This is a genomic window from Anaerobacterium chartisolvens, from assembly GCF_003337415.1.
Lineage (GTDB): Bacteria > Bacillota > Clostridia > Acetivibrionales > DSM-27016 > Anaerobacterium > Anaerobacterium chartisolvens.
In genome coordinates, this window is sequence record NZ_QPJT01000009.1 from 42,762 (window position 1) to 66,839 (window position 24,078).

Genomic DNA, 24,078 nt, shown 5'->3' on the forward strand with positions numbered 1-24,078 from the left:
TATTGCTATAATATACCTTAATAAGCTTTTAGAATGAGAGGTGCGGGATTGTGAATTATACTCCCAATGATCTACAGAATTTAACCTTTAAAAAGGGTTTTATGGGCTATAGTGAGGATCAGGTAAATGAGGTGCTGGATAAAATAATTGAGGATTATGCAGCATATGTGCGTGAGAATGTCGATTTAAAGGATAGAATTTCTGTACTGAACGAAGGCATTCAGCACTATAAAAATATGGAGGACTCTCTTCAGAACATAATGCTGGTTGCCCAGCAGACAAGCGAGGATATTAAAAAGAACTCATATGAAAAGGCTGAAAATATAATTAAAGAGGCTGAAATAAAGGCTCAGAAAATAATAGGTGACGCCAATCAGGAGGTTATAAAAATAAAGTTTGAATATGAGGAAATGAGAAAGAAGCTTCATATCTTCAAATCCAAATCGGAGACCTTACTGCTTTCACAGCTTGAGGTATTGAAGCAGATGTTTGCGGACTACAACTAACTTTTCTTGACATGTGAGTTTTTTATGGTGTATAATTCTATAAAATAATATAGAAGATAAAAGCTATGACTGGAAAGAGTAGAGGATAGGGCTTCTTATAAGAGAGCAGGCGGGCGGACGTGCTTGTTATGCATGGTGCGCATGGTGCGAGTCCTGTAGGGTCGGTCTTTGAAAATCATCCATGAGCTGCCGGCTGAAATATTCCGCTTTAAACAGCGGGACTTTTAAGTAAGCTGTGCCGGATAAAACCGTTATTACAATGAAGTGATTATAACAAGTCATAATAAAATTGGGTGGTACCGCGTGAGCTATGCCTTCTCGTCCCTTTGCAGGGATTTTTGAGAAGGCTTTTTTATTTGTTTTTTAAACTATAGATTCGGAGGTAATAGATAATGTATGAAAAAGTGTCCACAAACCTGAACTTTATTGACAGGGAGCATGAAGTTTCTAAGTTCTGGAAGGAAAACGATATTTTTAAAAGAAGTATTGAAATAAGAGCCGGAGGGCCTACCTTTACTTTTTATGACGGACCTCCTACCGCTAACGGAAAGCCTCATATAGGCCATATTATAACAAGGGTTGTTAAGGATATAATACCTCGGTATAAGACAATGAAGGGCTATAAGGTGTTGAGAAAGGCCGGGTGGGACACACATGGGCTTCCTGTGGAGCTTGAGGTGGAAAAGCTGCTTGGCATAAACGGAAAGCCTGAAATAGAAAAATATGGAGTTGAGCCGTTTATAAAGAAATGCAAGGAAAGCGTATGGAAGTACGAAAACGAGTGGCGCAAAATGAGCGATAGGGTGGGCTATTGGGCCGACATGGATCACCCGTATGTGACTTACCACAACAGCTATATAGAGTCTGTCTGGTGGGCCTTAAAGCAAATATGGGATCAGGGCCTGATATACAAGGGGCACAAGATCGTTCCCTACTGCCCCCGCTGCGGGACATCCCTTTCAAGCCATGAGGTCGCGCAGGGCTACAAGGATGTAAAGGAAACCTCAATATATGTAAAATTTGCGATAAAGGGCGAAAAGCAGCAATACCTCATGGCATGGACGACAACTCCGTGGACGTTGCCGTCAAACGTTGCCCTTACGGTAAACCCCAATATACAATATATAAAGGTAAAATGTGCCGACGAGACATATATACTGGCGGAAGCTCTTGCCGAGGCAGTATTGAAGGAAGAATATACTGTCCTTGAGAAAATCTCTGGAAAAGACCTGGCAGGCATTGAATACGAGCCTTTATTTGACTTTGCCAAGGTGGATAAAAAAGCCTTCTATGTTGTTTGCGGCGACTTTGTAACCACTACCGACGGTACCGGCATTGTCCATACCGCTCCAGCCTTCGGTGAGGATGACGCAAGCATAGGAAGAAAGTACGATCTGCCCTTTGTGCAGCTTGTAAACGAGCAGGGTAATTTTGTAGACGCTGTGGAGCCGTGGAAGGGTGTATTTGCCAAGGATGCAGACGCTGAGATAATCAAAAACCTCGACCAGAGAAACCTTTTATATAAATCCATGGATTATGAGCATTCATATCCGTTCTGCTGGAGATGCGACACTCCTCTGCTTTACTATGCTCGCGACACATGGTTTATAAGAATGACCGAGGTTAGAGATAAGCTTATAAAAAACAACAACAAAATTAACTGGCTGCCCGACAACATAAAGGAGGGGCGCTTCGGGAATTTTTTGGAAAATGTGGTTGATTGGGGCTTGAGCCGCGAGAGGTATTGGGGTACTCCCCTTCCCATATGGGAATGCCAGTGCGGGCACAGGCATGTGATAGGCAGCATCGAGGAGCTTAAAGCCATGGGGGAGAATGTGCCTGACGATATTGAGCTTCACAAACCCTATATAGACGGTGTGCTTTTAAAATGCCCCAAGTGTGATGATGGTAAAATGAAAAGGGTTTCGGAGGTAATAGACTGCTGGTTTGACTCGGGAGCAATGCCCTTTGCCCAGTGGCATTACCCTTTTGAAAACAAGGACATATTCCACGACAATTTCCCGGCTGATTTTATCAGTGAGGCCATAGATCAGACCAGAGGCTGGTTCTATACGCTTTTGGCAATTTCCACCCTGCTGTTTGACGAGCCTTCATATAAGAATGTCGTCGTTCTGGGGCATGTACAGGACAAGGACGGGCAGAAAATGAGCAAGCACAAGGGAAATGTTGTTGATCCGTGGACTGTTTTAGATAAGCAGGGAGCAGATGCGGTACGCTGGTATTTTTACACCGGCAGCGCTCCGTGGCTTCCCAGCAGGTTTTATGAGGAGGCTGTCAGTGAGGGCCAGAGAAAGTTTATGGGAACGCTGTGGAACACCTATGCCTTCTATATTCTCTACGCCAACATAGACAAATTTAATCCATGCGACCATAAGCTTGAATATGACAAGCTGCCTGTAATTGACAAATGGATTCTGTCCAAAATGAATACTCTTATAGATACCGTTGACAAAAACCTTGAGGGCTATAGAATAACGGAATCAGCAAGGGCCATACAGGATTTCACAGACGAGTTGAGCAACTGGTATGTAAGGCGCAGCAGAGAACGCTTCTGGCATACCGGTATGGAGCAGGATAAAATAAATGCGTATATGACGTTAAACACCGTGCTTGTCACTCTAACAAAGCTTGCCGCGCCGTTTGTTCCCTTTATCTCGGAGTCGATATACAGGAATATTGTCAAAAGCATCAATGCAGGAGCCGCTGAGAGTGTGCATCTGTGCAGCTTCCCAGAGGTCGATGAAAAGGCGGTCGATAAGGAACTGGAAAAAAATATGGATCTTGTATTAAGGGTTGTCGTTCAAGGAAGGGCCTGCAGAAACTCGGCAAACATAAAAAACAGGCAGCCCATAGGAAAAATGTATGTAAAGGCGGATTTTGAGCTTCCTGAAATTTTCAAGGAGCTTGTGCTTGACGAGCTTAATATAAAGCAAATAATTTTTACGGATGATGCCTCACACTTTACAACCTATAAATTTAAGCCGCAGCTTAGGACCTTGGGCCCTAAATACGGAAAGCTGGTTCCTCAGATTGCCGCAACGCTTAATACTCTTGACGGAAATGAGGTCATGGACAGCTTTAACAGGGATGAAACAATAAGCTTTGAGCTTGACAGCCGGACAATAGAGCTTGCCAAGTCGGACGTATTGGTTGAAACAGCACAGAGGGAAGGCTTTATGGCAGAGAGTGACAGGGATATCACTGTAGTTCTGGACACAAACCTCACCCCTGAGCTGATAGAGGAAGGCTTTGTGCGTGAGCTGATAAGTAAGATTCAGACAATGAGAAAGGAAGCAGGCTTTGAGGTTCAGGACAACATAAAGCTGTTTTACAGGGATAATGCCCGAATAGCAAATATAATTTTGAGCAACAGGCAGCAGATTGCCGCTGAGGTACTGGCTTCCGGTATATCCGTGGGAAGTGCTAACGGTACTACCGACGGTTATGAAAAGGAATGGAATATTAACGGTGAGAAGGTATTTATAACAGTTGTAAAGGACTGATTCTCGTCTTGTGTTCTTTGATTATATAAGGGGGGCTTTATGAACAAATTTAACATTAATTTAGGGGAGCGCAGCTATCCCATTTATATTACCTCCGACTACTCCGGTATAGGCAAATGCATTGCAGGGGCGAGGCTGGGGGGAAGGCTGGTGCTGGTTACCGACACCAACGTGGAGAAGTATCAGGCGGCGGAGTGCATAGCGGCTCTGGAATCCTCCGGGTATGAGGTTGTAAAATTTGTTATACCGGCGGGAGAAAAGAGTAAAAACATAAATACCGTTACCGATATTTATAAGTTCATGATAGGTCAGAAGCTTGACAGAAGCTCTGCCGTTATAGCTCTGGGCGGAGGTGTAGTAGGGGATATTACAGGCTTTGCGGCCGCCACCTTTTTAAGGGGAATAAATTTTGTGCAGGTTCCCACTTCATCGCTTGCACAGGCCGACAGCAGCGTAGGAGGGAAGGTGGGAGTTGACTTTGAGGGAAGCAAGAATATAGTAGGAGCCTTTTACCAGCCCAAGCTTGTATATATAAACGTAAACGCTTTAAGGACGCAGCCTAAAAAAGAGTTTATCTCAGGGTTTGCCGAAATTATAAAGCATGGAATAATAAGAGACGCAGATTTTTTTGAGTATATTAATTATAACACCGAAAAGATATTCAGCTTCAATGAGGATGTCCTGCAATATATAACAAAGACAAACTGCTCCATAAAAGGCTCTGTCGTGGAGCAGGACGAAAAGGAGAGCGGTCTTAGGGCAATACTTAATTTCGGGCATACAATAGGCCATGCCATAGAAAGCGTGTATGACTTTAAGTATCTGCACGGGGAATGTGTATCTCTGGGAATGGTAGGGGCTTTTAAAATGGCCGCAAGGCTTGAAATGGTCAGGGAAGAGGTTGTAAGGCGTGTAGAGGATGCTCTGGTAAGGATAGGACTTCCGGTGAGGCTGGAGGGCATAGATGTGCAGAGTGTATTTGAGCAGATGTTTTACGATAAAAAGATAAAAAACGGCAGGCTGCAGTTTGTGCTTCCAAAGGGGATCGGGGAAGTGGTGCAGTGCGCCGTCGACGACGAAGCGCTGATCAAAAGCTCAATATCGGATTTGGGCTAGACAAAAAAAGCTGCCCTTTATAAATTAACTTTATAAAGGGCAGCTTTTTTTAGTCCTCCAAAACCTCGGGAGGCGTACTCCCATCCATTTTCATCCTGCAATACTTTCCGTATTCATTTTTATAGTAGATAAACCCGCTTTGAAGCTCAATCCTTGAGCTTCTGTGGTCATTGAGCTTTGTTTTGCCGTCTCCCGCAACCTTTATTTTATAAATTTTGCCTCCGTCGCTTTCGTTTACATAGTAAACCCAATCATCAATAATATATTCAAACCTTCCCAAGAAATACGAAACCTTGTAGCCATTCTCTGTCATCTTAAAGCCCTCAAGAGAGTCGGCTATTACGGGAAGCCTGATAGTGCCGTCGGGTTTTACCCTGTAGAGTGCAGCTCCGCTGCCCCAGTTAAAGCATCTGTAGTAAATCCAGCCATCCTTAATGGTAAAGTAGCCGGTTAGTGCATCACTGTTCATAAAGGTTTTACTATTTCCGTTTGTATCCATCCTGCATATCCTGTTTTGGTCATTGAGATAAAAAATCATATTGTCATACACCTTGACAAAGCTTGAGCTTTCATTATTAAGCCTTGTTCTCATTGTGCCGCCTAAGGTTATTTTATAAACCTTATTCCCGTCGCTCAAGTTCCTGTAGTATATCCAGATCCCGTCAAGACTGACATCGGACACTTTGTCCTCACAAAGCTTGACAGCATTGGAGCCGTCGCTAAGATTTTTCCTGTAAAGGCTTTCATTTTCAATTGTTACGTATACGTCCCTTCCCACTGCCGCATTTCTGTTTTCATCCAGCTCAATCCAGTAAATGGGGTTATCCTCCTTGCACGCAGGGTATTTCTTGCGATCCCAATTGTGGTCTACACCCATCTGCGTATCGGAAATATTAAAATATTTATGCTGCATATAGCTTGAGCCGTCTTCCGTGGTGGGATCGTTATAGGTAACGTCAAGATGATAATACACTCCGTCTATTTTTACAATATTCCATGCATGGCCTTCCCAGCCTAAATCGCCTATTCCTTCTCCTATTACCACAATGCTTTCAATTCCGCATTTGGATAGAAGTATGTTCATTGTCTCGGCGTATCCATCGCATACTCCAACCTTTTTAATGAGTATGCCGTAGGGGTCATGTGATTCCTTGGGGATAGTGCTGCTGTAATAGTTCTCCTTGTCATAATCAGTGTTGCAGACGATGTAGTCATGCAGGGCTATTTCCTTTTCAAGCTCCGTCATTCCCGGCTTTATGACCTTCCTTATTATTTCCTCTGCAGCCCTGTCAAGGAGCTTAAGCTCGTCGAGGGATTGGGCATCCCACAGATCTATGGTTTTAATTTTCTTAAGGCCATTCAATGGGCGGATATCACCTATCATATTGTCCTGCAAATATACCGTCTCAAGGTCTTTGAGCGCGGAAAGGGCAGTGATATCCTTTATTTTATTTTCAAACAGATAAAGATCCTTCAGTCCTGTAAGGTATTGTATCCCTTCAAGCTCCGATATGCCTCTGCCTGAAGCATCCAGAGCCTCAAGCGTTCCCGCTTGCTCTAAGGATATATCTCCCTCATGCTTTTCCAAAGCCTCCCTCACAGCCTTCTCAAGATTTTTGTCGGGAAACTCCAGTATTTTTTTGCCTTCCTTTTCAACCAGTGCGCTTTGTTTGACGGCAGGAGCATCCTCTGCATAAGCAGCGGACACGTTGAAAGCCACAGCAAGCGAAAAAACAAACAGCAGGCAGGACAATTTTATAAAACCCTTCATAAATAATTTTCTCCTTTATGTACCACAGCATGTGCAGTCATTTTCACACAACTCTATTTTCTTAATGATCTCAAAAATCATCTTCTTTACTTTATCGTTATTTTCACTGAAAACCTTAAGCACCTCACCTTCCGTAACGGGAGGGATATCGTCTCTGCCCTCTAAGCCAGCGTCAAAATCAGTAATCAGCGATATATTGGCATAGCAGATGCCCATTTCACGGGCCAGGTAGCATTCGGGGTATTGGGTCATATTTATTACCTCCCATCCCATTTTGCTAAACCACCTGCTTTCAGAAACTGTAGAAAATCTGGGCCCTTGAATTACTACAACCGTACCCTCCTCATGAATAGTGATTCCAAGGGATTTTCCGGCTTCTATTGCCAGGCGCCTTAAATTGGGGCAATACGGATGGGCCGCACTTATATGCCTGGTTTCAGGCCCGTCAAAGAAGGTGTCCTTACGTCCCCACGTCCTGTCGACAAACTGGCTGCTTACGACAAAATCGCCGGGCTTTATTTCGGGTTGCAGACTCCCTGATGCGGTTGGAGCAATTATCTTTTTTACGCCCAATTGCTTCATTGCGCTTATGTTTGCCCTATACGGTATCATATGAGGCGGAAGGTGATGATTTTTTCCATGGCGCGGCAGGAAGGCTATTTTTTTGCCGTCATATGTAGCCAAAGCTATTTTGTCGCTTGGTTTTCCGTAAGGGGTGTCAATTTCCACCTCTTCTATGTTTTCTAAAAAGGAATAAAAGCCCGAGCCGCCAAAAACACCTATATCTGCTTTAAAATCCATATAAAACCTCCTGTATTAATAAATATATATTTAAATATAAGTATATTATAATATAAAAACACTAACTTTCAATTAAAAGATTTCTATTTATGTATTTATTAGGAGGTTTTATGAGCGAAATACTAACCACCGAGATAAAAAGCGATTTGCAAAATATTTATAAAGCCACCCGAGAGCTTCTCAATATGCTTGAAGAAAAAAGCCCTGAAGACGAAGGGGACCAAATCCATGAGCTTCTTTCTTTAATCAGGCTGAGGCTTGGGGACATTGAAGGAACTCTTCAGAAGGACATATTCAATTGTAATTACCTGATAACTAAAGAATAAGTGAAAATATCCATTGACATAAAAACAGACGAACCGGGATATCATAAATTTGCCGGAGGTTTTATGATGTTTGGGAAAACAGCACTTTTGAAAGTAATAAATAAAAAGCTTGATAAAATTTCTCTTAATATGGAAAGATTTAAGCTGGTAGACTATGTCCACTTTCTTGAGCATCCGAGAAAAATGTTTTGGCCTAATTTTTTAGGGGGGCTGGCAAGAGGCTTCGGAATTGCGATAGGCTTTACGCTTCTTGGAGCGTTGATAGTATACCTGCTTCAGATAATAGTAAAATGGAATTTGCCCATAATAGGAGAATTTATAAGCGAAATTATAGAAATTGTACAGGATAGTATGAATAAGACTGGAGGCAGAATAGGTGGATAACAATTCTTTAAATCACTTCAGGGAATTACTGGAGAATAAGCTTAGAGATATAGGCGGAACTGTTCAGAAAATGACAAAGAATGAAGCAGAGGAGCAGGAAAATTATTCAAGCAACGAGCTTTCAAGCTATGATAACCACCCTGCCGATTTGGGAAGCGAATTGTATATGACTGAAATGAACACCGCTCTTAAGCTGCATGAGAAAAACATTTTAAAAGACATAAACAATGCCCTCTCACGCATTGAAAAGGGCAGCTTTGGTAAATGTGCATTTTGCGGCAGGGACATAAGCATGGAAAGGCTTGAGGCTATGCCGTATGCACGTCTGTGTATTGATTGTCAGGAGGACACGGCGGTGGACCCTGAAATACTGGCAAGGCAGAGGCCCAATGAGGAGCTGATTTGGGACGCCCCCTTTGGAAGAAAATATTTAAACAAAAGGGAGGATGACGAGCATGAGGGAATGGATCAGCTAGGCGACCTCATGAAGTACGGCTCCTCCGACAGTCCTCAGGATCTTGGAGGCTACCATGACTATGAAGAATATTATACAAATAAAATAGACCACCAAGGAATTGTAGAGAAAATGGACAATATATCAAATGAATACTATAAAAAACAGCTTCCCGATTAATATGATCTTCTAATCCGGCTGCATCTCTGCAAGGTATTTCCAATACCTTGCAGGCATGTTTTTCTTCTGAAGCCCTGAATTTATCCTGTCCTTTATGGCGATCTCCCGGAAATATCCTTTCCACAGTCTCTGGTAATCTGTTTCTCCATATTCCTTAAGAAAGCTTCCCTTAAAGCTTGTTTCTTCATAGCGAAGAAGGTTTTTGTCATAAATAGCGGCAAGACCTCTTTTAATATCGTGAATAATCCAGTGCTGGCACCCTAAACGCTGCTTAAAGTGCGGGGCTATAACACTTATAATATTATAATCCGGCTCCATGGGAGCATAGTATACATCCTCATATATCGCCTGAAATCTGAGCAGACCGTTCATCCTGTGGCTTTCTCCCATTACCTTGCGGCTTAAGTTATGCACCTTCAGGACACGCTGATCCGAAAGATGCAGATCCAGCCTGCTCTTCATTTTGAAGCCAAGAACAAGGTATTCGTATATCAGCGTTGCCGCATCGGCATCCTCTGATAAAAACACATAATATATCCTTTTAAGGCTCATTGACGATATTTTTTCCCTTATTGAGGTATATACCCTATAGGCTTTTTCGGCATCGGCGGGTATATACGTATATGTATCCAGCAGGCTTTGCTGAAGCTTAACCCGGGATAATATCCTATCGGGGAAATCCCTTCTGTAGTAGGCCTCAAAAACGGCAGTCAGCAGGCCCTCAAAGCTTCCGTCGTATGTGTATATATTCATTTCCTTCACCCCTTAAAAATCACAGCTCTCCTGTTATTGCAGCCAGCCTGTCTGAACTGTCGGGAAGCAGCGGCCTTTCGCCCTCCGTATATGAAAATATTGAGAGTTGCTCATAATTTGACGCATTCACAAGATGCCTTGGAGGCTTATCTGCCAGAAGCCCATTTTTAATTACCAATTCATTAATTCTCTTTTCGCCATAGTATTTACCCTTGCAGGTAATAAAAAACCGTGCCCTTTTGAGTACCACCCCAAGCCTTTTTAAGCTGTCAAAATCCAAGCTGCATATTCTCCTTGCCGCAGCTATTCTTCGTGCCGATTTGACACCTATTCCGGGAACCCTTAAAAGGGTATTTATGTCGGCAATATTGATTTCAACAGGAAACATATGAAGATTCCTTATCGCCCAGTCCGATTTTGGGTCGAGATCAATTGAAAAATCGGGCTGCCCTTCATTCAGAAGCTCATTTGCAGAAAAGCCGTAAAACCTCAAAAGCCAGTCGGCCTGATAAAGCCTATGCTCTCTGAGCAAAGGAGGACCTGCATTAAGGGCGGGAAGGCTTGGATGCTCCAATACAGGCACATACGCCGAGTAGTAGACCCTTTTTAAATTAAACCTGTTATACAGGTTTTCGGACAATCTCAGTATTTTCAAGTCGCTGTCCCTTGTTGCACCTACGATAAGCTGCGTGCTCTGTCCGGCAGGAACAAATGAGGGCGCTTTTTTATAAATCCGCCTCTCCTCTTGCCTTTCCAGTATTCTGGAATTTATAAAGCTCATCGGCTTTACTATCGACTCCTTATTCTTTTGGGGCGCCAGAAGCTTAAGGCCCTCGCTGGAGGGCAGCTCGATATTTACACTCATACGGTCGGCAAGCCTTCCCGCTTTGGATATCAACGCCGCGTCAGCCCCCGGGATAGCCTTCATATGGATATACCCGTTAAAACGGTATTCGCTCCTAAGCTTGTGCACCGTTTTAATCATGAGCTCCATCGTATAGTCGGGGCTTTTAATAACTGCCGAGCTTAAAAAAAGCCCCTCTATAAAATTCCTCCTGTAAAAGTTTATAGTAATATCGGCCACCTCATCAGGAGTAAATGAAGCCCTTGGCACATCATTGCTGGAACGGTTTACACAATATGTACAGTTAAAAATACAGTCATTTGTGAGCAGAATTTTTAAAAGCGATATGCACCTGCCGTCCTGCGACCAGCTATGGCAAATTCCGCATTGTGCCGCATTCCCGATGCCTCCGGGGCTGTTTTTTCTTGAACTTCCCGAGGAGGAACAGGAAACATCGTATTTTGCTGCGGCTGCCAGTATTTCAAGCTTCGATTGCAAATTCACAAAATTCACCTCTAAAAAATTTATTCCATCAAATCATATTCTCAAAGCATGGTTATATTATACCACAGCAACAGAAAAATATCAAACATATGTTCTGGATAAATTTAAAAATATTTTATGTTAATAGAAATAGTATGCATTTATTGACATGTGTAAGTTATTGGGATAAAATGGTGTTGAGTAAAGAAAATCGCAATCCAATCTGCCTTTTAATATTTCGATATTATATAATTATTTTTTGTAAAACATAACAGCTTGATTGTAAATTTTAATACAAAAACCAACTTTTTTGCTGCTTTAAGTTATTTTTTATATTGTCTGTACATTTTGCCAAATTTATAATATAACTATGTAGAGCGTAATTTTTATGTGCCAATTCTGGGGGTGATATTGGATGAGAAAAATTACAAGGTCATTTTTAGCAGCCATTTTAATATCTTTACTTTTTTCTGCCGTAGCTTGCTCGAGAGATAAAGAACCGGATGCTGCTCAAGATACCGAAAAAATTCAAAAAAAAATTGTTTTGGGCTTTTCGCAGGTTGGAGCAGAAAGCAATTGGAGGACAGCAAATTCCGAATCCATTAAGACCGCGGCACGGGATGAGGGAATTGAGCTTTTATTTTTAAGCGCACAGCAAAAGCCTGAAAATCAAATAAAGGATGTCAGATCATTGATTGCCCAGCAGGTCGACGTAATTGCCTTCTCCCCAATTGTTGAATATGGCTGGGGGACTGTACTCAAAGAGGCCAAGTTGGCGGGAATACCTGTGATTATAATGGATAGAGGTATTGACGAGCAGGACAAGTCACTCTATGTTACCCATATAGGCTCAGATTTTGCCGAGCAGGGAAGAAAGGCCGGGAGGTGGCTTTTAGAAAAGGTAGGGGATAGCAACGAAAGAGTAAATGTGGTAGAAATTCAAGGCACCTTTGGTTCAACACCCACCAATGGAAGAAGAGAGGGCTTTATAGAGATCATCAAACAGAACCCCAATATCTTCGTCACTAACTCTAAGGCTGGTGATTTCATGCGTTCAAAGGGTAAGGAGGTAATGGAGGAATTTTTAAATGACAAAGGCTCTGAAATTGACGTAGTATATGCGCACAATGACGATATGGCGTTAGGTGCCATCGAGGCTATAGAGGAGTATGGGCTGAGACCTGGAAAGGATATTAAAATAATTTCGATAGATGCGGTTAAGGCGGCCTTTGATGCTATGAAGGCCGGCAAGCTTAATTGCACGGTGGAATGCAATCCTCTTCAGGGTCCCGAATTAATGAAGGCGGTAAAGGATCTCATGGCGGGAAAGCAGTTGCCTAAAAGAATAGTTATTAATGAAGGCATATTTCGTGAAGAAACAGCCGAAGCAGATTTCATCAATCGAAATTATTAAAAGTATAGTTTCGGCGTTATATACAGGTTTCATTCAGGGAGGGGGCTTGTTTGTGAAACCGTTTTCACCAAAGCATATCATAAAAAAGATGAAACTTGTAGATTTGGTAATGGAAGCAAATTTATCTATAAGAAGCAAGATCATCATTGCATTTATTGTGATCATTCTATTAATGGTTATAATGAATGTGGTAATGCTATACAACTCATTAAAATACAGCGAAAGGTATAATGTTATTGTTTCAAATATTACAACCGCCAACAGCATTAATGGAATAGTTAAAACCAGAATTGATTCCGAAATGTGGGACATTGTTGCGGGCAAGATCAAATTTGAGGATGGAAAGCAGTATTCTATTATTAATGAAATCAATCAAAACATCAGGGGAATCGTGGAGAATGTAAGCACAGATGAAAACAGGACAAGATTGGATGTCACTCTTCGAACGATTGATACTCTAAAACGGTACATAGATCAGATAGGCCAGCAGATTGAGGAGAGAAGACCCGTATCGGAAAATGAGGCCGTTTTGGATGAAATCAGAGGAGTATCCTCCCTTGTAGAAGACAATATACAGAAATTTATACTATACGAAATACAGAGCACGGAGAAAATAGGAAATGAAATACGCAAGAGTTATCATAGCTGGATGATAATGAATGTCGCCGTTTTTGGAATAGGGCTGCTATTTTCCTCTGTCGCCGCCTGGGTAATCTCGGAGAGCATATCCAAGCCCATTCGTGAAATTCACAATATGACAAAGTCCATTGCCGCCGGTAATCTTAATGTGAGGGTTGAAAATAAAAATGTGGATGAAATTGCCGCATTGGGAATGAGCTTCAACATAATGACTCAAAAGATAAAGGAATTGCTGGAAAGAAGTATTAAGGAGCAGGAAAATTTAAAAAAGTCCGAACTGAAGGTTTTACAAGCACAAATCAATCCTCATTTTCTTTACAATACCTTAGACAACATTGTATGGATGGCGGAGGCCAATAAAAGCAAGGAGGTTATTAAAATTGTCAGAGCCCTGTCAAGCTTTTTTAGAATCACCTTAAGCAAGGGCAAGGACTGGATTCCAATCAGCGATGAGGTTGCGCATATCCGAAGCTACCTGATTATTCAGAAAATCAGGTACAGAGATATTCTTGACTTTCAAATAGACGTGGATGAGTCCATTCTGGAATACAATATATTAAAATTGACATTGCAGCCTTTAGTCGAGAATGCACTTTACCACGGAATAAAAAATAAAAGGGAGGGAGGAGTCATTACAGTAAAGGGTTATGTGGCGGAAAAAGGAAATGTAATTTTTGAAATAAACGACAATGGAGCAGGAATGACGCCGGAGCGTCTGGCAGAGATACAGAAAACACTTGACAGTAATACAGTTGGATTTATGATTAAAGAAAGCGGGTTCGGCCTGAACAATGTACATAAAAGAATTAAGCTTTACTACGGAAATCAATATGGACTAAAAATTCAAAGCGAATTTAAGAAGGGAACTCAAGTAGCCGTTCTTATTCCTATGGAGAGGTGAGAGTGTGTATAAAGTGTTTCTTATAGATGATGAAATCGTAATTCGTGAAGGCATTAGAGACAGCGTCAAGTGGGACGACACCGATTTTATCTTCTCTGGTGAAGCACCCGATGGAGAGTTTGCACTGCCGTTGATTCAGGAAATAAAGCCGGATATACTGATTACGGATATTAAAATGCCTTTTATGGATGGCCTGCAGCTAAGCCGTATTGTTAGAAAAAATATGCCTTGGGTAAAAATTATTATTCTTAGCGGACATGACGAGTTCAGCTTTGCAAAAGAAGCTATGAGCATCGGAGTGACAGAATACCTGCTGAAGCCTGTAAGCTCGGCAGATCTCCTTGAATCCTTGAACAAGGTTATGATTCAAATCGAAAATGAAAAAAAAGAAAGGGAGGACGCCGAAAAAATAAAAAAACAGCTTGAGCTAAATGCACCGTTATTCCGGGACAAGTTTTTGAATGAACTGACACTGGGCATGGTAAGCCCTGTTGATGTCATTGATAACTGTGCTTATTTTCACATCAATATAATATCCAAATTTTATCTTGTGGAAATTATTGAAATTGAAATCACCAAAAAGGATCCGATGGAAAGAGATTACTCGGAGTTTCTAAAAGCAGAAGCGTTGATAGATAAGGTTGTGACAGAGAATAATGACGTTATAAAATTCAGGAGGAACTTAGGAGAAATAATTCTTATAATAAAGGGGAACAACGCAGAATCACTGGAAGAGACTGCGTACCAGCTGGCACAGTCTATAAAATATACAGTGGAAAGGGATAGCTCCTGTACACTTGGGATAGGTATAGGAAGCGTACAGGAAAGATTACAGGGAATCTCGCAATCTTATAAGGAAGCCGATACAATAAAGCATTACAGATATATATACGGAAAAAGCAAAATTTTGGGCATAAATGACATTAAGCCCACTCCGGGAGGCAAAAAAGACTTTATAAAGGTAAGAAAAAACGATGTCTATGATTTTTTAAAGTGCGGGCTTAAGACTGATGTCCAGCTCTTCGTAGAGCAATATATAAATGATTTAAGCGAAGTGGAAATGAATTCGCTTATCTATATATATTATGTTTTTTTAGACATTGTATTGAACGCCTCAAGATTTATAAATGAGCTTGGAGGCGAGGTTGAAGAATTTATTCCGGAGGTGGCTTGCCTGGAAAGCTTTGTTACGCGCATTGATTCAATAGATAATTTTAAAGAGCTGACAGAAAATATTTTAAACAGAGTATTTGAATTCAGGAATACTCAGGTGGAAAAAAAGTATGACAGTACAATATATAAAGCAAAGGAATATATCCGCAATAATTTTTCCAACGCCGGCATTTCGCTTAATTCAGTTGCGTCCTATGTAAATGTCAGCCCAAGTCATTTCAGTACAATATTCAGTCAGGAGACGGGAGAAACGTTCATAGAATACCTGACAAAAGTAAGAGTTAAAAAGGCAGTGGAGCTGTTAAAAACCACCTCATTAAAATCATCTGAAATTGCATATATCATTGGGTACAGTGATCCGCATTATTTTAGCTATATTTTTAAAAAGGCCATGAGAATAACTCCAAAGGACTTCAGGAAGAGTCATAAGGAGCAATGAAAGCATGACCGAGGACATAAAAATATCAAAATGGCTGTAGAAAGCTGTGAATACTTCACAGGCGCAAAGGCCTACAGCCTTTATGTTTAATTTTGATTGCAATGCATTGTAAATGTCTTGTAAACTTACCAACGGCATAGTATAATTGTACTGTAATTATATAAAATATGGAATTAAATAAAATTTGGGATATATTTTTCTGAAGGGTTAATTTTTATATGCTTGCGTTATTTCGGACTGCAATTAGGCCCTTAACAAAATCAATAGTGGATTTTACAAAGCTGGCTTTAGCCTTATTTACAGCAGCTTTAGTTTCTATTGCAGATATCCTGTTTTACGAAAAGCAGGTATTCATAAAGTCGGCTATCGAATGTATTTGCCCCGGCATATATACAGCGTTAATTATCTTTGCTGGTATATTATCGTTGTTTTTGTTATGCATTACCATTAATATATATTTGATTCTTGAGATTATTTTTTTATTCAGTACCTTAATTCTTATTTTATTTCAAAACATTAAAATACCATTCAAATCTGTCTGATGCTTATCATTTAAGTAATTGAATAATCAGGTGCTTTTGTTGGCGATGCACATAAAGCGGTCGTTAAATTCCGTAGTCATTTTGTCTGCGTTTTTTAGGCGACTGGGTAAATGGAAAGCCGAAAGCAGGCAATAAAAGCAGAGCGAAAGCTCATAATACAATGAAGGAAAAATATAATGGAGGTTTTGAGACAGATGCTGAAAAAAATGAATATGGATAAGCTTGCTTTGAACGCTCACGGAATCAACTATTCCGATTATGATATTATAGATTACCGGGAGCTGTTGGAGGATATAAAGAGAACAAATCTAAAGAGTGAAAGCGACAGCTCATTAAAAAAAATATCCGCAGAGATTTTAAATCAGGCACGGGATTGGGCAACGCATCTTGATGATCTGCTGCCAAGAGCTTATGCGCTGGTATTCGAGACGGCAAAAAGGGTATTGGGCCTCACTGCCTTTGATGTACAGATTATAGCGGGAGCTGCCATGCACCATGGAAAGCTTGTAGAATTGCAGACAGGGGAAGGGAAAACTCTGGCGGCAGTATTTCCCGCATATCTGAACGCCCTTACCGGCAGAGGTGTACATGTCCTCACTGCAAATGACTATCTGGCTAGGAGGGATGCAGGGTGGATGGGACCTGTATACACCTTTCTGGGCCTGACGACGGGCTTTATTAACGAGGGTATGGCAAAAGAGGCGCGGAGAAAGGCATATGCCTGCGATATAACCTATATTACTGCCAAGGAAGCGGGATTTGACTACCTTAGAGATTGCTTGTGCTATGAGGTAAATGAGCTTGTACAGCGTGAATTTAATTTTGCAATAGTGGATGAGGCAGATTCCATACTTATTGATGAATCCCGTATTCCCCTTATAATATCAGAGAATGTCCCTGTGGCCCAGGGAACACGCGAGGAGATTACAAACATAGTGGGAATGCTTGAAGCCGGTGTTGATTATGATACCGATGAGGCTTCAAGAAATGTTTACCTCACCGATCAGGGAACAAACCGGGTGGAGAAGCTTCTGGGGTGCGGAAATATATATGCCGAAGAAAATTATGAATTATTGATTGAGTTGAATTGCGCACTTCATGCCGGCACACTGTTAAGGCGTGATGTGGATTACATAGTTCAAGACGGAAGGGTTGAGCTTGTGGATGAGCTTACAGGCCGTGTAGCTGATAAACGCGTCTGGCCTGACGGACTGCAGGCAGCAATAGAATCCAAGGAAGGGATAACGAGCTTTTCAAAGGGCAGAATTCTGGGAACAATAACAGTACAGCATTTTATGGAAAATTATCGTAGAATATGCGGAATGACGGCTACGGCAAAAACATCTGAGGGAGAGTTTAAGGAGTTTTATAATCTGGATGTTGTTGCTATTCCCCCAAACAGGCCCTGTATCAGAATAGATTATCAAGACGCTGTTTTTACCCATTTACAAGCAAAGTATGAGGCGCTGACTGCGGAAATAAAAAGGACTCATGCAACGGGCAGACCCATACTGGTGGGTACGGCCAGTATAGAGGAATCTGAAAAACTTGCCGACACACTGCAAAAGGCAGGAATCAAATGCAATGTACTCAACGCAAAAAACGACGAATTGGAGGCTGGAATCATCGCCCAAGCAGGGACTCTTGGGGCTGTAACCGTCTCAACCAATATGGCCGGACGCGGCACCGACATACGCTTAGGGGGAGATCTGGAGAAGGAACGGGAGAAGGTAGTAGGCCTGGGAGGCTTATACGTCATAGCAACAAATAAATACGAAAGCAGGCGTATAGACGACCAGCTCCGGGGACGTGCCGGCAGGCAGGGCGACCCGGGCTCGTCAAGGTTCTTTGTTAGTCTGGAGGACGATTTATTTAAGAAATATGGCAACAGCACGCTTATTTCATCAATGCGGCGTATGAAAAAGCAGGAGGGTCCCATTGATAATCCGATATACCTGCGTTCGACGGAGAAGGTTCAAAAGGTTGCTGAAGGACAGAATGCCAGTATTAGGGGATTTCTCTGGAGGTATTCCTATATTATTGAGGAGCAGCGCAAAATCATATATAAAAGACGCCGGGATATTTTGTTTGGCAGAGTAGGTATTTACCTGCTTGAAGAAATGGCTCCCGAGCAATACAGGCTTGCCCTGAAATATGTGGATGCCAGTGCTTTAAAAAAGGTGGAAAAATATATTTTTCTTTACCACATAGACCAGTGCTGGGCGGAATATTTAGCCCGGGTAAATTGCATACGGGAGGGTATACATCTGGTTAATATCGGAGGAATGAACCCACTTGAAGAATATAACAGGATCGTTATTGAAGAATATCGGAATTTAAACCAGATGATTGATGATGAAGCTATAAATGCATTCAATCAAATGGATTTTTCCGGCGGGAGAGTTGACCTAAGCGGGGCGGGGATTAAGGCACCGGCGTCAACCTGGACTTATCAGGTTACAGACAACCCTTTTTCGGATGATCTGGGGATGCTCCTTGCAAACAGCAGAAATATAGGCCTTGCAGGCATTGGAATGATATTGATGTGGCCTGTGCTGCTGTTCGGATTAATATATAATCGGTTCAGAAAAAATAAGCATATTAAATAGATTGGCAAGGGGGGTTTTATTTAAAATTGCATTTCAAATAAAACCCCCCTGATTATACAAAATTATTATTTTGTATAATCAGGGGGCGATTATAAGTTTATCTTTCATCCAGCGTAACATATTCCTGTGTTTCAGAAACACTCTTATATGCGGGTCTGATAATTTTGCCGGCATTTACAAGCTCTTCAATCCGGTGCGCGCTCCATCCCACTATTCTTGAAATGGCAAACAGCGGTGTGTACATTTCCGGCGGAATGTCCAGCATCCTGTATACAAAGCCAGAATAGAAATCAACATTTGCACTTACACCCTTATACATTTTACGCACTTTTCCTATTACTTCAGGCGCAAGCCTTTCTACCTCCGCATATAGATTGTACTCACTCTCGAAGCCCTTTTCCTTTGCAAGCATTTCAGCATATTTTTTCAAAATTATAGCTCTGGGATCGGATATTGAATAAACAGCATGTCCTATTCCATATATCAAGCCCGAACGGTCAAATGCTTCCTTATTAAGTATCTTCACAAGGTAATCCTGAATCTCTCCCCTGTCCTCCCAATTCCCCAGAGTTTTCTTCATGTCCTCAAACATTTCAATAACCTTAATGTTTGCGCCTCCGTGTCTTGGCCCTTTAAGCGAACCAAGAGCCGACGCTATTACTGAATATGTATCAGAACCCGAGGATGTTACAACATGAGTAACAAAAGAAGAATTGTTTCCTCCTCCATGCTCTGCGTGAAGCACCAGCGCAAGATCTAAAAGCTTTGCTTCAAGAGCTGTGTACTGGCTGTCCGGCCTTATCATATGCAAAATATTCTCGGCAGTGCTAAGATCCGGCCTTGGGCTGTGAATAATTAAGCTCTTATTCCCGTGATAATGCGAAAGAGCCTGATATCCGTATACCGCAATTAATGGAAAGCAGGCTATCATATTAAGAGACTGCTTTAGTACATTTTTTATAGAAATGTCATCAGCTTTTTTATCAAGACTGTAAAATGCCAGCACACTTCTTGCAAGCGAGTTCATTACGTCGTTGCTTGGCATCTTCAGTATCATATCCCTTACGAAATCCTCGGGCAGCTTTCTGTACTGCGACAAAAGCCCTTCAAAATCACTAAGCTGCTTTTTGTCGGGAAGCTTTCCGAACAACAGCAAATAGCACGTTTCCTCAAACCCAAAACGGTTGTCCTTAGTAAAGCCGTCTACAATATTGACTATATCTATTCCCCTATATATCAATTTGCCCGGAATAGGGATAAGCTCGCTGTCATCAACAACGTACGAGCGAACATCTCCAATTTCCGTCAGCCCCACCAATACCCCTCTTCCATCCAAATCCCTTAAGCCTCTTTTAACCTCATACCGGCTGTAAAGCTCAGGATTAATGAGGCTGCTTTTTTTTGCCAGATCACTCAGTGTTTCAAGAAAGCCTTCATCAATCTCAATGCCTATAGAATTACCCATATATCCACTTCCTTTCAAATTGATTTATTTTATTAATAAGGCATTTTGGTTCTTTTGGGAAACGCAATGGTAAATATAGAGCCCAATCCTATGCATGAATAATATGTAATGAGTCTCCATAAAAGAATTGCCGTTACCAGAAAGCTGCTTTTAAAGAAGAGTCCGAAAAAAAGATAGAATCCGCCCTCTGCCCCGCCTGATGCTCCCGGTAAGGGCACTATGGAAACTATTGTAACAACAAAAACCGTTGCTGAAAATATAATGAAAAAGCTCTCTATGGGAGCTCCAAAGCTGGCACATACACAGTACGGAATGGCAAAAAAGAACGTAAGCTGAAGTACTACCAGTATTGAGGTTTTAAGCAAAAGTACGGGGTTATTTTTTAAGAGGGCCGCATTATCATGAAAATTTTGAAGAGATCTCTCAACATTTTTTTCAGTAGATTCAGTCATTTTAATAAATCTCATCCTTTTAACCAGCATGAATATGAACTTCAGTATTCTCTCCGTCAACGCCCTGTTGCGGGCAAATAATATTGAAAGCACAATCATTGACCCATTTACAGCCAGACCAATAAATGTCATAGTAAACAAAAGGGGAATTTTTGTTTTAAAGTACGTGAAGGAAAAAACTATTATTACTGACGAATACAATGTAAGCATTGTCTGAAAAACAAAAAATTTTATCATCACCACTGAACCGGCATCCCCTGCTTCAGTACCCTTTTTCATCATATAAACTACCTGCGCCGGCTGCCCGCCGGAAGCAAACGGGGTAATTGAATTAAAAAACTGTCCCACCATGGTTACTGCAAAGCACTCAATCATGTTATATCTTATTCTGTAGAAATGCGCAATAACATAAGTACTCAGGGCCTCAAAAAGCCAGTATAAAAACATCAGAAAAAGTGCGGCGGCTATCCATCTGGAGCTTAAGCCGGATACCTGCAGCATAAACGCACCTATTCCCTGAGTGCTTAAAACAAATGTAACAAGCACTATTAAAGATATTGAAACAACTAAAAAATTAAATATATTCTTTTTCACAAAAAATCCTCTGCTAAATTTATTTTTTTACTCACCTTGCCGTAAAATTCCCTCCACATGGAAAGTATATTCTCCTCACAGTAATATTCATGACCTTTATATGCTTGCGCCTTGCAAAAGCCATAGTATTCCCTGTCATTTTTCAGTCTTTCTATCGCAGCGGCGAAATCACTGCTGGTATTGCCCTTGATATAGTAGTCAAAAAACACATCAGGGTATATGTCGAGATCTCTTAAAAGCACGGGAATGCCGCAGGCAAACGCTTCGAGGATCGCCATGGGAAACAGCTCACTATAAGACGGAAGAAGTAAAACATCCGCGATATTATATATTTCGTTCATATGCTCTCTTTCAACTATACCCATGAATTTTACATTAGGAGGAGGGCTGTCCACAACGCCCTTAAGTGTTTTGTACCCGGAGGTTATTCTTCCGAATGAAAAACCGCCTGCCCAAAGAAATTTAACATCCTTTAACTGTTCCGCAGCATTTATAAAATCTACTACACCCTTTCTTGTCTGTACCTGACCCACTCCCAGAACAACAAAGTCTCTTTCTCCTATACCGTATTTCTTCCTCAAAACTTTCTTTTCCCCATCGATCATGCGTCTGAAAAAATTACCCGACACAAAATTGGGGATATAAGCAATGCGCTTACTGTCAATACCGTATTCGGAAAGCCTTTTAATAAAATAAGGGTTTACGGCAACCAGATAATCCATGCTTTTGTAAAAAGCGATGATGTATTTATAAAAAATTTTTTTAACGGAGGAAGGGAGATCTATGCTTCCCTCAATAGTTTCAGGTAAAAAATGGACATAACCTACATTAACACCCTTTATTCTTGCGAACGGAGCTATAAAAAAATGCTTTAAATCTATGGTATGATAATGCATTATATCTGCTAAAACGGGCTTGTTTTCATAAACCTTATACCCCGAGCCCAGGCCTTCGTTTACCAGTCTTACCTGCTCTATATAAGCCGATCCTACTCCCTGCCCTTTAACCTTTACAGCCGATGATATCATATTTATAGAAATCATTATATGCCACCCTAATCAAAATTTTTATATTTCCTTACATCTATAGATAACGAGCTGTAAAACTAAATATCCTTTTTCTTAAGGTTCGTTATCTCATATACTCTACGAAGACTTTTGTAAAAAGTCTTAACTCTTAACGAAATTTTTATATTGAGCTTCTTATAAGTCTTTGAATATATCTCTGTGGCTATACCCTCTTTAAGTTAATATTTTTTCCCTTAATAGCTTTGTATAAACTTCCTCTACCTTCATGCTGAATTTCAGAGAAGAGTATTCATAAAGAGTGTCATTGGCATTTTTTACATACATTTGTGAGATCGTTTTATCGGAAAGAGTCTCTACCACTGCTTCACCAAGCTCCCGCTCAGAATCAAAAATTCTGCCGTTCCACCTGTCTTTTATCAAATCCTCAATGTTCCTGTCTCTTATGGCGGCTACAGGAATGCCGGAAGCCATTGCCTCTATTATGGTAAGTCCCTGTGTCTCAGTTACTGAAGCGCTAACAAATACGCCTCCAAGCTTGTAATATATATGAATTTTATCCCATGCCTGCTCTCCCGCAAAAATCACAGATTTATTGACATTCAATTGGACGGCCAAAGACTCAAGGGTCTTTCTCAAAGCTCCGTCCCCCACTATAAGAAGCTTTGCGTCAGGCAAGCTCTGAAGCACATATGGCATTTGTCTTATGATGATGTCCACCCTTTTTTCCTTTGCAAGCCTCCCGACAAAAAGTATGACGGGATCGTTACTGCCTATGGAAAGACTTTGTTTTAGCTCCTCTGCGTTCACTTCAGGATGGCCTCCACTATTAAATTTACAAAGTCTAATCCCGGTAGGAATAACGCTTATACTCTTTTTTACCCCGTAGTCCATAAGCAGGTCATAAACCTTTTGTGTAGGTGCTATAACCGCGTCACACCCATTACAAAAATTTCTGCTTAAAATTTTTACCAAATCATTTGAAAGCCTTTTAAACTTATCCTTTGAGATATAATGAACATAGTCCTTATAAAGAGTATGATAAGTATGCACAACGGGAATCCCCAATTTTTTTGCCATTATCTTGCCAAATATCCCCAGGGAAAACTCTGTTTGGGTATGAATTATATCCAGATTTAATCTTTTAACGCATTTAACGGCCCTCGGAGTGTAGAACAAGCCTACTCTTCTGGACTTAAGGAATAAGAAAGGCATACTGGGAAGCCTGAATACTCCTCGTCTTTTACCTCTTATGCCGGGATTGGAGGTCGTAAAAATATATACATTGTGCCCCCTTTCCTTTAATTGACTCTGAAGTATGTCAATTGAAGTAACAAGTCCGCTTATCTCAGGGTAATAAGAATCGGTAAAAATTCCAATATTCATATACATTTACCTTCCCTTTTGAACTCTGTTTAAGTTTCTATACAAACTAAAAATGGTATTTCTAAAGTAAGCATTTTCATTATACCAGTTTCTGCATACAACTTCAAATAACCTGTTCAATGTTTATTAAATATTAATGATTATAAATTTTAGTATATACATATTGAAAGCATTGTTATACGCTTAAAAATAAGGCGAGCTGATTATTCCGCTCTGAACTCCGCTTATTGGATGCTATTGAAACGGCGAGACTTTTTTGCTAAAATTCATTATATAATATTTGGAGAATGCCGCTTT

The 24,078-nt window shown here is 41.0% G+C and carries 18 protein-coding genes and 1 other annotated feature; of the genes, 10 read left to right on the forward strand and 8 right to left on the reverse strand.

The features are described 5' to 3' along the window. The first annotated feature begins 50 nt into the window (after window positions 1–50). From DFR58_RS09235 to aroB, 3 genes are all read left to right on the forward strand, one after another. Complete coding sequence (locus tag DFR58_RS09235) at window positions 51–506, forward strand: DivIVA domain-containing protein (RefSeq protein ID WP_114297556.1); 456 nt, start codon at window positions 51–53, stop codon at window positions 504–506. A gap of 56 nt (window positions 507–562) precedes the next feature. Next, window positions 563–835, forward strand: a binding site (T-box leader). Window positions 836–898: 63 nt separating this feature from the next. Beyond that, window positions 899–4,030 carry an isoleucine--tRNA ligase gene (ileS, locus tag DFR58_RS09240; RefSeq protein ID WP_114297557.1) on the forward strand — a complete coding sequence of 1,044 codons (3,132 nt, stop codon included), beginning with the start codon at window positions 899–901 and terminating at the stop codon, window positions 4,028–4,030. 39 nt (window positions 4,031–4,069) lie between these two features. After that, entirely contained in the window at window positions 4,070–5,146 is a 1,077-nt protein-coding gene (aroB, locus tag DFR58_RS09245; RefSeq protein WP_114297558.1) for a 3-dehydroquinate synthase, read from the forward strand. Window positions 5,147–5,195: 49 nt separating this feature from the next. On the opposite strand, the gene DFR58_RS09250 is transcribed toward aroB, so the two are convergent. Together DFR58_RS09250 and DFR58_RS09255 are read right to left on the reverse strand one after the other, a co-directional pair. Further along, window positions 5,196–6,917, reverse strand: coding sequence for a DUF5050 domain-containing protein (locus DFR58_RS09250; RefSeq protein WP_114297559.1), 1,722 nt, complete (start codon window positions 6,915–6,917; stop codon window positions 5,196–5,198). A gap of 15 nt (window positions 6,918–6,932) precedes the next feature. Next, a complete protein-coding gene (locus DFR58_RS09255; protein ID WP_114297560.1) occupies window positions 6,933–7,718 on the reverse strand; it encodes an S-methyl-5'-thioadenosine phosphorylase in 786 nt (261 codons plus the stop codon). 110 nt (window positions 7,719–7,828) lie between these two features. On the opposite strand from DFR58_RS09255, the gene DFR58_RS09260 reads away from it, so the two are divergent. The 3 genes from DFR58_RS09260 to DFR58_RS09270 all read left to right on the forward strand — a co-directional run bounded on the left by DFR58_RS09260 (window position 7,829) and on the right by DFR58_RS09270 (window position 9,062). Then, entirely contained in the window at window positions 7,829–8,044 is a 216-nt protein-coding gene (locus DFR58_RS09260) for a hypothetical protein (protein ID WP_114297561.1), read from the forward strand. Between the two features lie 63 nt (window positions 8,045–8,107). Then, entirely contained in the window at window positions 8,108–8,428 is a 321-nt protein-coding gene (locus DFR58_RS09265; protein ID WP_278278805.1) for a DUF5665 domain-containing protein, read from the forward strand. After that, window positions 8,421–9,062, forward strand: coding sequence for a TraR/DksA C4-type zinc finger protein (locus tag DFR58_RS09270; RefSeq protein ID WP_114297563.1), 642 nt, complete (start codon window positions 8,421–8,423; stop codon window positions 9,060–9,062). The genes DFR58_RS09265 and DFR58_RS09270 overlap by 8 nt, the downstream gene beginning before the upstream one ends. Window positions 9,063–9,071: 9 nt before the next feature. On the opposite strand, the gene DFR58_RS09275 is transcribed toward DFR58_RS09270, so the two are convergent. Then, complete coding sequence (locus DFR58_RS09275; protein ID WP_114297564.1) at window positions 9,072–9,815, reverse strand: TIGR03915 family putative DNA repair protein; 744 nt, start codon at window positions 9,813–9,815, stop codon at window positions 9,072–9,074. A 19-nt stretch (window positions 9,816–9,834) separates the two neighbouring features. Further along, window positions 9,835–11,163, reverse strand: a complete 1,329-nt coding sequence (locus DFR58_RS09280; protein ID WP_114297565.1) for a putative DNA modification/repair radical SAM protein — start codon at window positions 11,161–11,163, stop codon at window positions 9,835–9,837. Window positions 11,164–11,557: 394 nt separating this feature from the next. On the opposite strand from DFR58_RS09280, the gene DFR58_RS09285 reads away from it, so the two are divergent. The 4 genes from DFR58_RS09285 to secA2 all read left to right on the forward strand — a co-directional run bounded on the left by DFR58_RS09285 (window position 11,558) and on the right by secA2 (window position 18,859). Next, window positions 11,558–12,556, forward strand: coding sequence for an ABC transporter substrate-binding protein (locus DFR58_RS09285; protein WP_114297566.1), 999 nt, complete (start codon window positions 11,558–11,560; stop codon window positions 12,554–12,556). Window positions 12,557–12,608: 52 nt separating this feature from the next. Further along, on the forward strand, window positions 12,609–14,096 hold the full coding sequence (locus DFR58_RS09290) for a sensor histidine kinase (RefSeq protein WP_170138098.1): 1,488 nt from the start codon (window positions 12,609–12,611) through the stop codon (window positions 14,094–14,096). A 4-nt stretch (window positions 14,097–14,100) separates the two neighbouring features. Then, complete coding sequence (locus DFR58_RS09295; RefSeq protein WP_114297568.1) at window positions 14,101–15,708, forward strand: response regulator; 1,608 nt, start codon at window positions 14,101–14,103, stop codon at window positions 15,706–15,708. 736 nt (window positions 15,709–16,444) lie between these two features. Then, window positions 16,445–18,859, forward strand: a complete 2,415-nt coding sequence (secA2, locus tag DFR58_RS09305; RefSeq protein WP_114297667.1) for an accessory Sec system translocase SecA2 — start codon at window positions 16,445–16,447, stop codon at window positions 18,857–18,859. Between the two features lie 97 nt (window positions 18,860–18,956). On the opposite strand, the gene DFR58_RS09310 is transcribed toward secA2, so the two are convergent. From DFR58_RS09310 to DFR58_RS09325, 4 genes are all read right to left on the reverse strand, one after another. Further along, window positions 18,957–20,324 carry a citrate/2-methylcitrate synthase gene (locus DFR58_RS09310; RefSeq protein ID WP_114297570.1) on the reverse strand — a complete coding sequence of 456 codons (1,368 nt, stop codon included), beginning with the start codon at window positions 20,322–20,324 and terminating at the stop codon, window positions 18,957–18,959. Between the two features lie 32 nt (window positions 20,325–20,356). Further along, on the reverse strand, window positions 20,357–21,370 hold the full coding sequence (locus DFR58_RS09315) for a lysylphosphatidylglycerol synthase transmembrane domain-containing protein (RefSeq protein ID WP_114297571.1): 1,014 nt from the start codon (window positions 21,368–21,370) through the stop codon (window positions 20,357–20,359). Continuing rightward, window positions 21,367–22,413 (reverse strand): glycosyltransferase family 4 protein, encoded by a 1,047-nt coding sequence (locus DFR58_RS09320; protein WP_114297572.1) that lies wholly within the window; start codon window positions 22,411–22,413, stop codon window positions 21,367–21,369. The genes DFR58_RS09315 and DFR58_RS09320 overlap by 4 nt, the downstream gene beginning before the upstream one ends. Window positions 22,414–22,611: 198 nt before the next feature. Further along, window positions 22,612–23,781, reverse strand: coding sequence for a glycosyltransferase family 4 protein (locus DFR58_RS09325; protein WP_170138099.1), 1,170 nt, complete (start codon window positions 23,779–23,781; stop codon window positions 22,612–22,614). Window positions 23,782–24,078 lie beyond the last annotated feature (297 nt).

Excerpts from the sequence above, each read along its gene's own strand:
- ileS (WP_114297557.1), top strand. The coding sequence starts at position 899 with ATGTATGAAAAAGTGTCCACAAACCTGAACTTTATTGACAGGGAGCAT.
- aroB (WP_114297558.1), top strand. The coding sequence starts at position 4,070 with ATGAACAAATTTAACATTAATTTAGGGGAGCGCAGCTATCCCATTTAT.
- DFR58_RS09250 (WP_114297559.1), bottom strand. The coding sequence starts at position 6,917 with ATGAAGGGTTTTATAAAATTGTCCTGCCTGCTGTTTGTTTTTTCGCTT.
- DFR58_RS09255 (WP_114297560.1), bottom strand. The coding sequence starts at position 7,718 with ATGGATTTTAAAGCAGATATAGGTGTTTTTGGCGGCTCGGGCTTTTAT.
- DFR58_RS09260 (WP_114297561.1), top strand. The coding sequence starts at position 7,829 with ATGAGCGAAATACTAACCACCGAGATAAAAAGCGATTTGCAAAATATT.
- DFR58_RS09265 (WP_278278805.1), top strand. The coding sequence starts at position 8,108 with ATGATGTTTGGGAAAACAGCACTTTTGAAAGTAATAAATAAAAAGCTT.
- DFR58_RS09275 (WP_114297564.1), bottom strand. The coding sequence starts at position 9,815 with ATGAATATATACACATACGACGGAAGCTTTGAGGGCCTGCTGACTGCC.
- DFR58_RS09285 (WP_114297566.1), top strand. The coding sequence starts at position 11,558 with ATGAGAAAAATTACAAGGTCATTTTTAGCAGCCATTTTAATATCTTTA.
- secA2 (WP_114297667.1), top strand. The coding sequence starts at position 16,445 with ATGCTGAAAAAAATGAATATGGATAAGCTTGCTTTGAACGCTCACGGA.
- DFR58_RS09310 (WP_114297570.1), bottom strand. The coding sequence starts at position 20,324 with ATGGGTAATTCTATAGGCATTGAGATTGATGAAGGCTTTCTTGAAACA.
- DFR58_RS09320 (WP_114297572.1), bottom strand. The coding sequence starts at position 22,413 with ATGATTTCTATAAATATGATATCATCGGCTGTAAAGGTTAAAGGGCAG.
- DFR58_RS09325 (WP_170138099.1), bottom strand. The coding sequence starts at position 23,781 with ATGAATATTGGAATTTTTACCGATTCTTATTACCCTGAGATAAGCGGA.